This window comes from Nostoc sp. 'Peltigera membranacea cyanobiont' 210A, from assembly GCF_002246015.1.
In the GTDB taxonomy this organism is placed as follows: domain Bacteria; phylum Cyanobacteriota; class Cyanobacteriia; order Cyanobacteriales; family Nostocaceae; genus Nostoc.
The window spans coordinates 33,956-48,632 of sequence record NZ_NOLJ01000012.1; the positions used below are offsets into that span (position 1 = coordinate 33,956).

A 14,677-nucleotide genomic window follows, 5' to 3' on the forward strand; every position below is an offset into this window, starting at 1 on the left:
CTCCCTCATCCCCCAACTCCCCACTTCTTATGATGGGATTGATCAAACAACTGCAACGGCGAACCCCTCTAGGATGGCTACAACTGAATCATGAAAAAAGCCGTCTTTTAGTGGCATTATCAGGCATTGCCTTTGCGGATCTTCTGATGTTCATGCAGCTAGGTTTTCAGACTGCGCTATATGACAGTAACACCAGACTACATCGCAGTTTGCAAGCAGACATTGTTTTAACCAGTCCCCAAGCCCGTAACTTGCCAAGCTTGTCTACATTTTCTCGGCGGCGACTTTACCAAGCAATGGATATACCAGGGGTTAAGTCAGCAGAACCAATGTATTTCAACAACACAATCTGGAAGAATCCCCAAACACATCGTGAGACAGGGGTGTTAGTTATCGGCTTTAACCCAGACAAGCCAGCCTTTGATTTACCAGATGTTAACCAGCAATTGCAAGCGATCAAAATGCCGGATACGGTGTTGTTCGATCGTGGTGCAAGAGGAGATTATCAAAAAGCGATCGCTCAAATTGACCAAGGTAAAACCCTGACTGCCGAAATAGAAAGGCGCACAATTACCATTAGTGGCTTATTCCAAGTTGGGGCTTCCTTTGGCTTTGATGGCAACCTGATTACCAGCGATCAAAACTTTTTGCGGCTATTTTCTGGGCGACAGTCCAGCAGTGTCAGTCTAGGTTTGATTCTTCTGAAACCAGGCTATGAACCGAAAAAAGTAGCAGCAATGCTCAAAGCCTACCTCAGAGATGATGTCAGAGTATTAACCCACGCCGAATTTATTGAATTTGAGAATAACTTTTGGAGAACAAATTCCCCAATTGGGTTTATTTTCAGCCTAGGTGTATCGATGGGGTTTGTGGTAGGCGTGATCATCGTCTATCAAGTTCTCTCTAACGATGTTAATGCCCATGTTCGAGAATATGCCACCTTCAAAGCAATGGGATATCGCAATTACTACCTGCTAGGTGTGGTGCTTGAAGAATCGTTGATATTAGCAGCACTGGGCTTCTTCCCCGGATTGGGAGTGTCCTTAGTGCTTTATCAACTGACTCGCAGTGCTACAAATTTGCCCATGTACATGACTGCGATTCGGGCATTGCAGGTATTAGTACTGACCATCATTATGTGTACAATTTCCGGTGCGATCGCCACCCGCAAACTCCAAGCCACCGATCCCGCTGATATGTTTTAAAAATTGTCATTTGTCATTGGTCATTTGTCCTTTGCAAATGACCAATGACCATCATTGTGAGTAATCAAGCTATGTATGACTAGTCAACCCGTCATCTCTATTAAAAATCTCGACCACCACTTTGGTCACGGCTCACTCCGCAAGCAAGTTTTATGTAATATCAACTTAGAGATTAACGCTGGTGAAATTATTATCATGACTGGGCCCTCTGGTTCTGGAAAGACTACCTTACTGACCTTAGTGGGTGGGTTGCGTTCTGCTCAATCTGGTAATTTGCAGGTGTTGGGACGAGAACTTTGTGGTGCTAGTGCTGAAGAACTAGTGCAAGCACGACGCCATAACGGTTATATTTTCCAAGGAGATAACTTGCATGGTAGTTTAACGGCACTCCAAAACGTCAAAATGGCTTTAGAATTGCACAAACATCTTGGGTTAAAAAAAATGCGAGCTAGGTCAGCCCAAATGTTAGAGCAAGTAGGATTAGGAAATCATTTGCATTATTACCCTAATAAACTGTCTGGAGGACAAAAACAAAGAGTAGCGATCGCTCGTGCGTTAGTCAGTCATCCTCAAATAATCCTTGCGGATGAACCCACCGCCGCCCTTGACAGTCAATCGGGACGAGATGTAGTCAATCTCATGCAAAAACTAGCAAAAGAACAAGGCTGTACAATCTTGATGGTTACTCATGACAACCGCATCCTAGACATTGCAGATCGCATTGTTCAAATGGAAGATGGCAAAATCAAGTCAAAAGTAATACTATCAGCCTAAAGTTAATTAGCGTATTCCCTGATTCAGAGTTGATTTATAAGGTAAATCTGAAGTGCGGCGTGCCAGACTCACATTTTTCCCTTAATATCATAGTTTTTTGGCGACTAAACCGCTATTCTCAGTAAATTTTAAAATATTTCCGAATGGTATATATATAATTTAATTTATCTTCACTGACTTACTTACCTAGTTTAAGTAATTTCCCCATACCGATTTCAACCTAACAATGTGATATTAGTGTCCAGTTGAAAAAGTGTCCAGTTGATTCCAAGATTTCCTTCAAGTATTATTTATGTAATCACAGTTAAATTTTATGCTCATTGCCAATGTCATACGCCTTGGTTATTAGAGTCAAGACCAATTTCCTAAAATTACAGATAAAATGATTCGCCCTTGCAATCCATAAATACCTGGAGAATTTCCGAAAATTTATGGTTGTCAACAACATCGGCTTCAAACAGGAAACACTAGCGATAATAAGCTAATCTATTTTCCAATACAAGCAAGGGTTTTTTTATAGTTCTATGATTATTGAGAATAGCGCTAGTAGTTCAAACAAAAAGTTGCTCGGTTTTGATGTCAAAACTTTGACAGCTAATTACCGTGCAATAAATGTATTAAAGGGAATATTTGCTGTTCTCCCGATCGCCTTGGCATTACCTGTAGATGCTTTGCAAGTAAAGGTGATTCCAACTAATCCTAAATTAGGGGATACACTCTCTGTGCAGATTAATCTAGATAATCCAGAGAATGGTACAAAACCAACAGTAGCCAGTGGCAAGAATACATACCCAGCCTTTGAAATTGCGCCCAATCAATATCGGGCTTTTGTTCCCACAACTCCATTAGAAAAAGCTGGAACTAGAACACTTCGGGTTGCAGGGGATGGTCAAGTGCAAAACTTGGCAGTGAATGTGCTTAATCGCAAATTCCCCGTACAACGTATTACTTTGCCACCTGGCAAAGCCGGAGTGGATGCCACAGAGTATGAACTTAAGCGTGTGGCAGCTTTGAAGGCGCTACAAACACCAGAAAAGTATTGGAATGGAGTATTCCTGAAGCCAAATGCAGGGCGGATGAGTACAAACTATGGTGTACGTCGCTACTATAATGGTACATTTGCAAAGGACTACTATCATCGTGGTCTTGACTACGCTGGTGCTGCCGGTTCACCAGTAATTGCCCCAGCCTCTGGGCGAGTTGCTTTGGTAGGTAGGGTATCCCAAGGGTTTCGGATACACGGTAACGTCGTTGGCATTGACCACGGTCAAGGAGTAATCAGTATTTTCATGCACCTGAGTCGTATTAACGTTAAAGAAGGTGATTTGGTGAAAGCTGGTCAATTAATTGGTGCAGTAGGTTCAACTGGTGCTGCCACAGGGCCACATTTACACTGGGGTCTATATGTCAACGGACAATCTGTCGATCCAACACCTTGGCGAACTAAGGTCGTTAACTAGTAGAGGCAGAATTGATCCTGTCTTTGCATAATTTGTGTATTTTTTGCTGAGAATTAGGCAAAATAAATTGGATTGATACCGTCCCTACCTTGCTTGGCCAACATAAATGATGATAAGCGTTATGAGTATCGAAAAAATTGTAGAACAAGCTCTCCAGGATGGTTATTTGACACCAGCAATGGAAGCAGAAGTCGGTAGAATTTGTGATAACGCCTCGGAACTCTCAATTGAAGAGTATATGGCGTTGGATCGGTTGATGGGTGCGCTATTGACTGGTGAGGTAGTGGCGGTACCTCGCAAACAATTCATTAATGTTATGGAAGAATTGGTGCTGACAGAAGCGATCGCACGAGTCGCAGAAATTGAAGCCACCAGCGAAAGTTCTTTAGATGTTGGGGATATTGCCGCTTACGCTCTCAACCGGCTACCACCTTTGTATGCTACTACAGAAGAGGGTGCTAACTTCCAGCGCCAAACGGCTCAGGCACAACTGCAAGACTTAATTTCTCAACAAATAAGTGAGGCGATTAACCGTTACCTCGATCGACCCGATTTCTTCCCAGAACGGCAAGCCTTGGGTAAAAATACTGGTAACGAGGTTGTACGCCAAGTCAGTGCTTTACTCCAAACATACGCGCCTAACTTTGAGCAAAAATTATAATTTTCAGAGTTACTTAGTCATTGGTCATTTGTTTTAGACAAAGGACTAATGACTCTTAACTAATTAATCACGTACTAACACTGTTGTCCCTAAACTCACTTGCTCATATAACAATCGGACATCAGAATTACGCATTCTTAAGCAGCCGTGGGATACAGCCGTTCCTACCAGATCAACATCCGGCGTGCCATGAAAGCCAATTTCATTCCGTCCATCTGACCAAAAACCAATCCATCTATCTCCCAAGGGACTATCCGTACCAGCCTCAAATACTTTGCCAGTAATTGGGTGACGCCAGATTGGATAATGTCGCATATGGATCACCTGGAAAGAACCTGTGGGTGTTTCCCAACCTTTCTTGCCGACAGCAATCGGGTAGCTGGCGATCACCTCTTCTCCTGCATATACATAAGTACGGCGATCGCTTAAATCAACCACTACTTGCGTCTTGGCATTTGCCAGCCTACTAGATGGTACTTGTTGGGCTGAAGCCTTAGACCACAAACCTTTTGGCCAACTATCTGCAACTGGTTTTTGTCTTTCTACTTGCGCTACCAACTGCGTTTTAGTTGGTAGGTCGCTGGCTTTAGCTACATTATTCTTAATAATTTGGGGCTTAGTTTGAGGCTTAATGGTAGCAGGCTTGAGTTTAGAAGCCCTACGAATAGTTGCTTTCGCTAGATTCTTCTTAATTATTTGCGATTTAATGGTAGAAGACTTGAGTGTAGAAGCCCTACGAGTAGTTGTTTTAGCTAGATTCTTCTTAATTATTTTTGATTTAGTTTTAGGTTTAAAAGCAGAGGACTTTGGTGTAAATGTCCTCTGGGCAGTGGAGCCTTGGGTAACTTCCTCAGGTGGCACAGATCCACCCAGCGCAACTTCCCCCAAACTCACTTGGGAAAGATTCTTGTAGACTCCCTCTCGTTGGCTTCCCTTAAGATTGGTTCGGGTAGAATCTCGCCGCATCGAAGTAGATGCAGACTTCTCATACTGCCGTTCCGCCGTACTAATGCGCCAATGGACAGCTAAGGATAAAAATGCTGTGCCAAAACAAAGCAGCATTACCATACGCCCTACAGATTCGTTTCTTACCATTGCCATCGCCTATTGTTTATCCCTGACATATCCAGCCGAGTAATTGGATGAGTTCATCATCCGATCATCAAAAATTTATCAATACTTATCATTTCCGCTGTAAATCTGCCAACACCTCTGGGCAAACTAAGACTATGCAAATTGTCCCAGCGGCAAAATTCCAAGTGAGCAACCTCATTCCTCAAAAGTTCTGAGGGTCGTAAGCCTCTCCTCGGACTTTTTAGTGGAACTCTTGAAATGTAGCAATCAATCATTAATGGTGTAAGTGGATGAAAAACCATGCTTGAAAAACTATTGCTAGCGGTCACAATTACATTTTCCCTCAATTTCTTTTTTCAAGTTCGCGTACCAGAGCAACATAACTCTAGTGCTGCTTTCGGCCCACAACCAGAACAATCAGCAACTATTCTGGTAACGAAATCAAAAAATTAAATCATCATCTTAGCAACCACAGCAAGCTAACTTCCAGAAATTATTACCCGAATTTTAAAGGTATCAAGAAGTTAGAATTACAAAATTTTATCTTCATTTTTATAGCTAAATTTAATTATCTCGATCAAGCGTATATACCCAGTTGTTAAAAGTACTCAAATGTGCATTGTATCGTGCCTTTGTTCGTTGATGGGTCTTAGGCAACTATGGGAGCAGTATAAGGAAAAGTGGCTCTGCTTATTGCTATAAATGTATCCAAAATTGTATGCTTCAGTGTTCCAGTCATAAATCCGTCACCTGAGCATGGAACTTCTACCCCATTAGCAGGTCTAATAGATAGGGATGATTTAGAGCCAGTACGATCTATGAGTCAATCGATTACTGTATCCTGGTCAACGGTTGATGCAAAGTATCCAGAAGCATCAGTGCAAGTTGACAAACTCCCTAACCACGATTTAATTTTGCGCTGTCAAGCCGGACTGCGACCAGATCGTGCTGCTTTTGCGGAACTATTACGCCGCTATCAAAGTCAAGTCGATCGAGTTCTATACCACCTAGCTCCAGATTGGCCTGACAGAGCCGATTTGGCTCAAGAAGTTTGGATTCGAGTGTATCGGAATATTAACCGATTACAAGAGCCTGCTAAATTTCGGGGCTGGTTAAGCCGCATTGCCACCAACTTGTTTTACGACGAGTTACGGAAACGTAAGCGGGTTATGAGTCCTTTGTCACTCGATGCTCCCCGTTCCTTAGAGGACGGCGAGATGGATTGGGAAATCGCTGGCGATACCCCAGGACCTGAGGAAGAACTGACAACTAGAGAATTTTACGAGCAATTGCGGGAAGCGATCGCGGATTTACCAGAAGTTTTTCGTACTACCATTGTCCTCAGAGAAATCGAAGGCATGGCTTATGAAGAAATTGCCGAAATCACTGGAGTTTCTCTAGGAACTGTGAAGTCAAGAATAGCCAGAGCTAGATCGAGACTGCAAGCCCACTTGCAGAATTATCTAGACTCCTAATTTTCTTAATTTACAGTATCTTGCCTCTGCTCAATGGCAGAATTTAAGCATAGATTAAGAATTACTAGAAAGACATAGATTGTTTCTGCCTTTAGGAGGAAAATTGGCTAATTTTCCCGAAATTCCCGCCCAGTTTACCCGTGAATGAATTGGTAATAATGTTAAGATGACTACTGATTCTCAGTTTTACGACCGTTCTCCTTTGCAACTTCCTCAAGATTTGTCAGATGGAATGGCCAAGCATACCAACGAATCAACGGGTCTTATGGATATGGTGAAGCGCGATCGCTTCGAGTTATTGAGTGCTTACCTCGATGGTGAAGTCACAGCCACCGAACGCAGGCAAGTAGAAGAATGGCTGGCAAATGATGCCTCGGTTCAGTGTTTGTATGCCCGACTGTTAAAACTGCGCCAAGGCTTGCGGACTCTCCCAGTGCCAGCAGCCCAACAGTCGCCAGAAGAGACAGTTCAGCAAGTATTGTCACGTTTGCGCCGCCGCTCCCGTTTAAACTGGATGGTGGGGAGTGCAGCCGTTGCTGCTTGTGCGATCGGTGCAATCGGTGCAATATCTGGCTTAGTAGGTGGTGGTTCGATGGTGCAACAACTAGCACAACGACCACAAAGAGAACCGATACAAACGTCCTCAGCGTCTATAGTTCCCCCTTCGCCGCTGATGGTGGGGCTAAATAACCCGGTAATTGAAATTCCGAAAGCAGCAGTAGCCTCTCCAGAAAATTCAATTTATCAGGTACAGCCGCAAGGACACGACCCCAAACAGGACATAAACTAATCGCAAAGTTAACAGTTTACAGTTGATAACTGGACTTTGGGGTTATACCACAGCCGCTCCACCAGCCCCCAGGTTGGAGGAAGCCGCCTAATTGAGCAACTTGCTCTAAAGTCATTAAATAAACCCAAGCCCAACCCAGAGAGAGCGACTGTGGCTCATAAACCTCGATAATTTGTCGATTATAGAGGTTTTCTGGCGTTTGTCTATTGGGCTGGTAATCTTCCAGCACATCTAGCTCATTTAAAATCTTTGGGTGGGAAAAAGAAAGTAAATATCCGTAAACTTGGCTATCCCCTAGCGTCATCGCTGGGTAGCCCATTGGCAGAGCAAATAATTTGCCTTGTACAAGAGCTATTTTGACATCAACGACTTTGCCAGCACAGTATCTTTTATAGTTAGCTTCACCTGGTTTGAGCGTGCCGTAGACAAAAACCCGCACCAAATCAGAAAGTTTTATATTTGATTCAACCATTTAAGGGATTTCCAAAAAATAAATTATCCCAAATTATTTGTAGATTTGTAGGGGCGCAAGGACTTGTGCCCCTACGTACCCTGCGGGACGCTTATGCGAACGCGGAACGTCCCGCAGGGATAAGATGTTTTTTTAATTGAAAGTCCCTAAACCTTCATCAAATTAATTCTTGCGATATCTGAAAGTGTCGCAGTTTGAGCATAATCAGACTGCTCCTCAACCGCACTGATATATATAAATCTGTGAATAGTTGACCTACAATATTTAGATTAACCTGCTATGTTGACATAGGTAGGTTGACATAGTAAGTAGACGTAGACCCAGTAGGAGAATTTTGGTGGATTCCCGATATAACCCAGCAGAAATTGAGGAAAAATGGCAAAAAACATGGGTAGAACTTGGCTTAGATAAGACACCGACAGTTAGCAACAAGCCAAAATTCTACGCTCTTTCCATGTTCCCTTATCCATCGGGCAGCCTACACATGGGTCACGTCCGTAATTATACGATTACCGATGTAATTGCCCGCCTCAAGCGAATGCAAGGGTATCGGGTAATACACCCAATGGGTTGGGATGCCTTTGGCTTACCAGCAGAAAACGCTGCCATTGACCGTGGTGTACCGCCAGCAAAGTGGACTTATCAGAATATGGCTCAGATGCGGCAACAATTGCAGCGTCTTGGTTTATCCATTGATTGGGAATGCGAACTTGCTACCTGTTCACCAGATTATTACAAGTGGACGCAATGGATTTTCTTGCAGTTTTTGCAAGCAGGGTTAGCTTATCAAAAAGAAGCAGCTGTAAACTGGGACCCGATCGATCAAACTGTACTGGCAAATGAGCAAGTTGATAACGAAGGACGTTCTTGGCGCAGTGGGGTAATAGTTGAGCGCAAATTATTACGCCAGTGGTTTTTCAAGATTACCGACTACGCCGAAGAATTGCTCAATGACTTACATAAATTGACAGGTTGGCCGGAACGCGTCAAGTCGATGCAGGCAAACTGGATTGGCAAATCTACAGGCGCTTACTTAGAATTTCCCATCATTGGGATAGATGAAAAAATTGGCGTGTACACCACACGTCCAGATACCGTTTATGGTGTTAGCTACCTAGTGTTAGCACCAGAACATCCCTTAACAAAGCGCGTCACCACAAAAGAACAACAAGCAGCGGTAGAAGCCTTTATTAAAGAGGTTTCCCATCAAAGTGAGTTGGAACGTACCTCTGAAGATAAACCGAAGCGGGGTATCCCCACAGGTGGTAAGGCAATTAACCCATTTACAGGGGAAGAAGTGCCGATTTGGATTGCTGACTATGTACTGTATGAGTATGGTACTGGAGCAGTTATGGGTGTACCAGCACACGATGTCCGGGATTTTAAGTTTGCCAAAAATTACGATTTGCCAGTTGATTTTGTCATTGTTTCCCCAGATGATGTTGAAGGTTTTGACTTAACCCCAACATCAGACATTGATGAAGTCACACAACTCATCCAAATTGAATATAACCAGGCATACACTGAACCAGGAATTTTAATTAATTCTGGGGCTTTTACTGGTATGACCTCCACAGATGCTAAACAAGCAATAATTGAATACGCCGAACAACAAGGTTTTGGTAAAGTGCGGGTGCAATATCGCTTGCGGGATTGGTTGATTTCGCGGCAACGTTACTGGGGCGCACCGATACCTGTAATTCACTGTCCTAACTGTGGGATAGTACCAGTTCCCGATCGAGATTTGCCGGTACAGTTACCAGAAGAGGTGGAATTTACTGGACGTGGCGGTTCACCTTTGACTCAGTTAGACAGTTGGGTAAATGTACCTTGTCCAACTTGTGGCACTCCAGCGAAGCGGGAAACCGACACGATGGATACTTTTATTGATTCCTCGTGGTATTACTTGCGCTTCCCTGACGCTAAGAATGAACACCAAGTTTTCGATTCTAGTAAAATAAACGACTGGATGCCAGTTGACCAGTATGTGGGTGGGATTGAACACGCGATTTTACATTTGTTGTATTCGCGGTTCTTTACTAAGGTTCTGCGGGACAGAGGCTTGTTAAATTTTGATGAACCTTTTCAACGCCTGTTAACTCAAGGTATGGTGCAGGGTTTAACTTACCTAAATCCTAAGAAGGGTGGTAAAGATAAATGGATTCCTTCTAATCTGGTAAATTCAGCCGACCCGCGCGACCCTCAGACAGGTGAACCGTTGCAACGTCTCTATGCCACCATGTCTAAATCAAAGGGCAACGGTGTAGCGCCAGAAGATGTAATTTCCAAATATGGTGTAGATACAGCGCGGATGTTCATTTTGTTCAAAGCGCCGCCAGAAAAAGATTTGGAATGGGATGAAGCCGATGTGGAAGGACAATTCCGCTTTTTAAATCGGGTTTGGCGTTTGGTGACAGATTATATTGCTGCTGGGGTATCCCGTAAAAAAGCCCAATCTGATTTAACTAAGGCAGAAAAGGAATTGCGGCGGGCAATTCACACGGCGATTCAAGCGGTGACAGAAGACGTGGAAGACGAATATCAATTCAACACAGCTATTTCAGAATTGATGAAGTTGAGTAATGCCTTAACTGATGCCGACGGCAAAAGTTCACCAATTTACGCAGAAGGTATTCGGACTTTGGTGGTTTTACTAGCACCATTTGCACCACATATTGCTGATGAATTGTGGCATTTATTGGGTGAAAGTGATTCAGTTCATACTCAAACTTGGCCATCATTTGACCCGGCTGCTTTGGTAGCTGATGAAATCACTTTAGTGATTCAAGTTATGGGTAAAACTCGCGGCTCGATTCAAGTACCAGCACAAGCAGATAAAGCAGCGTTGGAAAAATATGCCCGTGAATCAGAAATTGCCCAGCGTTACATCGAAGGCAAAGAGATTAAAAAGGTAATTGTGGTGCCTGGAAAGTTGGTGAATTTTGTAGTTAGCTAAGTACAGCTTTGCGTAAAATCGTGGCGAATTGAGGTTGAAATTTAAATGCAGATGCGCTTCTCTACGAGACGCTACGCGAACGTCTTCCCGCAGGGAATTCGCTACGAATTAATGAAATGTTGTACTTAGCAATTGATAAAATTGTGAATTTAGCCTGACAAAACATCAGAGGATTTACATCCGTGACACTCAAAGAGTTAGAACAACAACTGCTTGCCCTCAGTCCTGGTGAAAAATTGCAGGCTATACAGTTACTTGCTCAAAGTCTCGGCAACAATTGGCAAGGAATTGAAAAAACTCCTAGAGTCTGTGGTGGAGAGGCTCGCATCGCTAAAACTCGTATTCCTGTTTGGGTACTTGTGGAAGCTCGTAGTCTTGGATATAGTGATGCTGACCTTTTGACGAGCTATCCAACTATCACAGCTACAGATTTAGCTAATGCTTGGGTATATGCAGAAGCTCATCCCGATGAAATCGAATTGGCAATTGAGCGTAATGAGGTAGCCTAATCGATGGCACGGTTTTACGCAGATGAGCAGTTTCCCTTTCCAGTTGTGGAATTATTACGCGCTTTGGGGCATGATGTTTTGACAGTTCAAGAAGCAGAAAATGCAGACCAAGGTATACCTGATGAGGAAGTGCTAGCATTTGCCATAAGTCAAGAACGCTCAATATTAACTATCAACAGAGTTGATTTTATCCGTTTGCATCGTCGTGATTCTAACCACTTCGGTATTTTTGTTTGCACGAATAATCGTAATTGGGAACAATTTGCAGCACGGATAGATGAGGCTGTAGCAACAGAAGAACCTTTGCAAGGAAAACTAATTCGTGTGGTACGTCCAGTAACTTAAAAAGGTTTTGACGGGACGCACAAATTTTAAAGTCGTCAAGTATATGTTGTCACAATTTTTATAGCAGTAGTTTATTCCTCTGATAGATGTGTATTTAAACACAGATGTATAGCTATTCAGAGAGTAGGACTGTTTTATTTATACACAAAAAAGCGCTTGAGAGTTTTGCTCACTCAAGCGCTTTTCCGTAAAAGCTTATACCAACTCACTTGTTTGATGCAACATTTGAAATCTGCAACACTCCCTGAGGAGGGAGTATTACGCGGATAACTTGTGACAAACATCTGGTGAAATGGTATCACTCCTTGCACTAACTAAGAATATCTCTTTTACAAGAATACCGGGGATCTAGTGAGTGACAGTTTATGAACTGAACACTAGTTAAAAACGACTCACCGTGAATAGTAATTAAGGAGACTAAGCACGATTGTAGCAATTTTGTAAGTATAGTATAAAAACTTATAGTTTATTAGTATAGGCGTAGTCTGCTGTCGGCATCGCTTACCACTAAGTGCAGTATCAAAAAGTGCAGCAATTAGTAGCATAGATATCTCAACTTCTGCGTCAAATTAGTCACTATCAAATAAACCAGAAAAGGCTTGGATATTGGCATCGAAGCGATTTTGACTCAAATAAATCATAGATGAAGGTATTTTTTAGACAATGGAAACCCAAGAACAAATCTTTGACCCAAATAGATTGAAAAGTTTGGGTTGGGTATCTTCTATCTCTTAGCAAACGGTGACATCCAAGTCTTCCGTATAGTGTAGGGGGTTACTTCTTTCGTGGAAGCAAAACACAGCTTTTTCACCGAGAATTACCGCGATGTTCAAAACGATTTCGCATTTTTCTATAAAAACAACTGAGGCGGATTATGGGTAGATTTAATAATTTATCCTACCTATGCCTAATTTTAGATAGATGTTTCATCCTTGGCTAAAATAGCTGTTCGCCTACGATCAGACACCTTAACCTAGCGTCTAGGTGTGTGGTAAGATTGCCTGGAACAGAGGTTTGATCTGAGTTAGAGTCTGGTATAAATTGCAAAGGTCAAGCTTACCGATTAACTCCCATGATACTTTTCCTATGAATTTGGAAAATATACAACAAGGCTGGTGACGATCTGAGTGTAATTTGTAGATGAATATCTAGGATTTGCTATCAGACTTAACCAACTTCCCACAATTTTGACTTTTATTTGACTTTTAGGATAGACACATGAACGATAAGCTGATGCTGATGATTCCAGGCCCTACACCGGTGCCAGAAGCTGCCTTACTGGCATTAGCCAAGCATCCAATTGGACACCGTACTAGTGAATTTAGCAACATATTGGCAGAGGTGACGGAAAACCTCAAGTGGCTGCACCAAACTCAAAGTGATGTGCTGACGCTGAATGTGAGTGGTACGGGTGCTGTAGAAGCGGGAATAATTAATTTTCTCTCTCCAGGCGATCGCATTTTAGTTGGCTCTAATGGTAAATTTGGTGAACGTTGGGTAGAAGTTGGCCAAGCCTACGGTTTGAATGTAGAAGAAGTTAAGGTGGAATGGGGAAAACCCTTAGACCCCGCAGTATTTGCTGAAAAACTCCAAGCAGATACCCAAAAGCAAATTAAAGCCGTAATCATTACTCACAGCGAAACCTCGACGGGTGTGTTGAATGACCTAGAAACTATCAACCGCCACGTTAAAGAACACGGTGAAGCTTTGATTATCGTTGATGCCGTCACAAGCTTGGGTGCATTCAATCTACCCGTGGATGCTTGGGGTTTGGATATCGTCGCCTCCGGTTCCCAAAAAGGTTATATGATTCCGCCGGGATTGGGTTTTGTCTCTGTCAGTCCCAAAGCTTGGGAGGCTTACAAAACTGCGAAGCTACCGAAATATTATTTGGACTTAGGCAAATATCGCAAAGCCACAGCCAAAAATACAACTCCATTCACTCCGCCTGTGAACTTGATCGTAGCGTTACACACCACGTTACGAATCATGAAAGAAGAAGGCTTAGAATCAATATTTGCTCGACACGAACGGCTGAAGAATGCTACCCGCGCCGCCATTAAAGGGTTAAATTTACCCCTGCTTGCAGCAGATAATTCCGCTAGTCCGGCGATTACAGCTGTAGCACCGCAGGGAATTGAACCGGATAAGATTCGGTCATTGATGAAAAAACGCTTTGATATTGCCCTCGCTGGTGGTCAAGACCATTTGAGTAATAAAATTTTCCGTATTGGTCACTTGGGTTTTGTAAGCGATCGCGATATACTTAGCTGCATTGCATCTTTAGAAGTTACCCTCACAGAACTTGGCTACGAAGACTTTACCCCTGGTTCTGGTATAGCAGCAGCAGTTAAAGTGTTTAGTCAGTCCTGAGTACTAAATCAAAAGAGCGAGTTAAATTAGCAACTCGCTCTTTTAATTTGTATGTAGAGTAGAAACCTTTGCATAAGTGTAGAGTTGAAGTGACATACCTCAATTCTCCTAAATGACACCAAGTTGCCCTAGATAGTATTATTTGCTTTGAAGAAAGTCGCACTGTATCTTTGACACCAAACAAGACTAACTTTGGCAACTTAGTATCATCCCAAATTGGTATAAATAGTATTGTTTGAGATTTTGCTAATAGGTATTTGGTAGAAACTTTTTATCCAAAGTCTAAAATCTACAATCCAAAATCGGTATAGTCTACGCCGTCTCCAGCCAATCATAAATTTGTTCTAATTGCTCTAGAGTAATTAACCCATATTGCCAAAGAATCATTGTCAAAGGGCCTGGGTCTTGCTCCCTATGCCGAAGTGCCACTGCTAGTGATGCTGTGGAAATTGCCAAATCTTCTTGCAAAAAATGAATCAGTCGAGAATATTTTGATGGTGACATTTGTATTTCACCTCCTTGTGCAGAATGTATTGTCATATATCACACCATTACTCGGTAGACAGTAGCCAGTATTTCATCT

Annotated in this window: 14 protein-coding genes; 11 read left to right on the forward strand and 3 right to left on the reverse strand. The window is 42.7% G+C overall.

Features of this window, described 5'->3' with window-relative positions; all coding sequences use genetic code 11:
- Positions 1-32: 32 nt before the first annotated feature.
- From devC to CDG76_RS30300, 4 genes are all read left to right on the forward strand, one after another.
- On the forward strand, positions 33-1,205 hold the full coding sequence (gene devC / locus CDG76_RS30285; protein WP_094352551.1) for an ABC transporter permease DevC: 1,173 nt from the start codon (positions 33-35) through the stop codon (positions 1,203-1,205).
- Between the two features lie 75 nt (positions 1,206-1,280).
- On the forward strand, positions 1,281-1,979 hold the full coding sequence (locus CDG76_RS30290) for a DevA family ABC transporter ATP-binding protein (RefSeq protein ID WP_094352552.1): 699 nt from the start codon (positions 1,281-1,283) through the stop codon (positions 1,977-1,979).
- Between the two features lie 524 nt (positions 1,980-2,503).
- Complete coding sequence (locus CDG76_RS30295; RefSeq protein WP_094352553.1) at positions 2,504-3,439, forward strand: M23 family metallopeptidase; 936 nt, start codon at positions 2,504-2,506, stop codon at positions 3,437-3,439.
- Between the two features lie 121 nt (positions 3,440-3,560).
- The gene (locus CDG76_RS30300; RefSeq protein ID WP_094352554.1) at positions 3,561-4,100 is read left to right on the forward strand and encodes a late competence development ComFB family protein; all 540 of its coding nucleotides are present in this window, start codon (positions 3,561-3,563) and stop codon (positions 4,098-4,100) included.
- Between the two features lie 63 nt (positions 4,101-4,163).
- On the opposite strand, the gene CDG76_RS39765 is transcribed toward CDG76_RS30300, so the two are convergent.
- Positions 4,164-4,808, reverse strand: a complete 645-nt coding sequence (locus tag CDG76_RS39765) for a L,D-transpeptidase (protein WP_442946398.1) — start codon at positions 4,806-4,808, stop codon at positions 4,164-4,166.
- 666 nt (positions 4,809-5,474) lie between these two features.
- Between CDG76_RS39765 and CDG76_RS37840 the strand changes: the two genes are divergently transcribed.
- The 3 genes from CDG76_RS37840 to CDG76_RS30315 all read left to right on the forward strand — a co-directional run bounded on the left by CDG76_RS37840 (position 5,475) and on the right by CDG76_RS30315 (position 7,439).
- The gene (locus CDG76_RS37840) at positions 5,475-5,627 is read left to right on the forward strand and encodes a hypothetical protein (RefSeq protein ID WP_190241029.1); all 153 of its coding nucleotides are present in this window, start codon (positions 5,475-5,477) and stop codon (positions 5,625-5,627) included.
- Positions 5,628-5,992: 365 nt separating this feature from the next.
- Positions 5,993-6,649: a sigma-70 family RNA polymerase sigma factor gene (locus tag CDG76_RS30310; RefSeq protein WP_094352725.1), complete on the forward strand. Its 657-nt coding sequence runs from the start codon at positions 5,993-5,995 to the stop codon at positions 6,647-6,649.
- Positions 6,650-6,815: 166 nt separating this feature from the next.
- On the forward strand, positions 6,816-7,439 hold the full coding sequence (locus CDG76_RS30315) for an anti-sigma factor family protein (RefSeq protein WP_094352555.1): 624 nt from the start codon (positions 6,816-6,818) through the stop codon (positions 7,437-7,439).
- A 16-nt stretch (positions 7,440-7,455) separates the two neighbouring features.
- Here the strand turns inward: CDG76_RS30315 and CDG76_RS30320 are convergent, their stop codons facing one another.
- Positions 7,456-7,911, reverse strand: coding sequence for a gamma-glutamylcyclotransferase family protein (locus CDG76_RS30320; protein WP_094352556.1), 456 nt, complete (start codon positions 7,909-7,911; stop codon positions 7,456-7,458).
- Between the two features lie 337 nt (positions 7,912-8,248).
- Between CDG76_RS30320 and leuS the strand changes: the two genes are divergently transcribed.
- The 4 genes from leuS to CDG76_RS30340 all read left to right on the forward strand — a co-directional run bounded on the left by leuS (position 8,249) and on the right by CDG76_RS30340 (position 14,094).
- Positions 8,249-10,867 (forward strand): leucine--tRNA ligase, encoded by a 2,619-nt coding sequence (gene leuS, locus CDG76_RS30325; protein WP_094352557.1) that lies wholly within the window; start codon positions 8,249-8,251, stop codon positions 10,865-10,867.
- Positions 10,868-11,049: 182 nt separating this feature from the next.
- On the forward strand, positions 11,050-11,376 hold the full coding sequence (locus CDG76_RS30330; protein ID WP_094352558.1) for a DUF433 domain-containing protein: 327 nt from the start codon (positions 11,050-11,052) through the stop codon (positions 11,374-11,376).
- Positions 11,377-11,379: 3 nt separating this feature from the next.
- A complete protein-coding gene (locus CDG76_RS30335; RefSeq protein ID WP_094352559.1) occupies positions 11,380-11,721 on the forward strand; it encodes a DUF5615 family PIN-like protein in 342 nt (113 codons plus the stop codon).
- A gap of 1,218 nt (positions 11,722-12,939) precedes the next feature.
- Positions 12,940-14,094 (forward strand): pyridoxal-phosphate-dependent aminotransferase family protein, encoded by a 1,155-nt coding sequence (locus CDG76_RS30340; protein ID WP_094352560.1) that lies wholly within the window; start codon positions 12,940-12,942, stop codon positions 14,092-14,094.
- 312 nt (positions 14,095-14,406) lie between these two features.
- Here CDG76_RS30340 and CDG76_RS30345 read toward each other — a convergent pair whose 3' ends face one another.
- Positions 14,407-14,634 (reverse strand): DUF2949 domain-containing protein, encoded by a 228-nt coding sequence (locus tag CDG76_RS30345; RefSeq protein WP_094352561.1) that lies wholly within the window; start codon positions 14,632-14,634, stop codon positions 14,407-14,409.
- Positions 14,635-14,677: the final 43 nt, after the last annotated feature.

Excerpts from the sequence above, each read along its gene's own strand:
- devC (WP_094352551.1), top strand. The coding sequence starts at position 33 with ATGGGATTGATCAAACAACTGCAACGGCGAACCCCTCTAGGATGGCTA.
- CDG76_RS30290 (WP_094352552.1), top strand. The coding sequence starts at position 1,281 with ATGACTAGTCAACCCGTCATCTCTATTAAAAATCTCGACCACCACTTT.
- CDG76_RS30295 (WP_094352553.1), top strand. The coding sequence starts at position 2,504 with ATGATTATTGAGAATAGCGCTAGTAGTTCAAACAAAAAGTTGCTCGGT.
- CDG76_RS30300 (WP_094352554.1), top strand. The coding sequence starts at position 3,561 with ATGAGTATCGAAAAAATTGTAGAACAAGCTCTCCAGGATGGTTATTTG.
- CDG76_RS37840 (WP_190241029.1), top strand. The coding sequence starts at position 5,475 with ATGCTTGAAAAACTATTGCTAGCGGTCACAATTACATTTTCCCTCAAT.
- CDG76_RS30310 (WP_094352725.1), top strand. The coding sequence starts at position 5,993 with ATGAGTCAATCGATTACTGTATCCTGGTCAACGGTTGATGCAAAGTAT.
- CDG76_RS30315 (WP_094352555.1), top strand. The coding sequence starts at position 6,816 with ATGACTACTGATTCTCAGTTTTACGACCGTTCTCCTTTGCAACTTCCT.
- CDG76_RS30320 (WP_094352556.1), bottom strand. The coding sequence starts at position 7,911 with ATGGTTGAATCAAATATAAAACTTTCTGATTTGGTGCGGGTTTTTGTC.
- CDG76_RS30335 (WP_094352559.1), top strand. The coding sequence starts at position 11,380 with ATGGCACGGTTTTACGCAGATGAGCAGTTTCCCTTTCCAGTTGTGGAA.
- CDG76_RS30340 (WP_094352560.1), top strand. The coding sequence starts at position 12,940 with ATGAACGATAAGCTGATGCTGATGATTCCAGGCCCTACACCGGTGCCA.
- CDG76_RS30345 (WP_094352561.1), bottom strand. The coding sequence starts at position 14,634 with ATGACAATACATTCTGCACAAGGAGGTGAAATACAAATGTCACCATCA.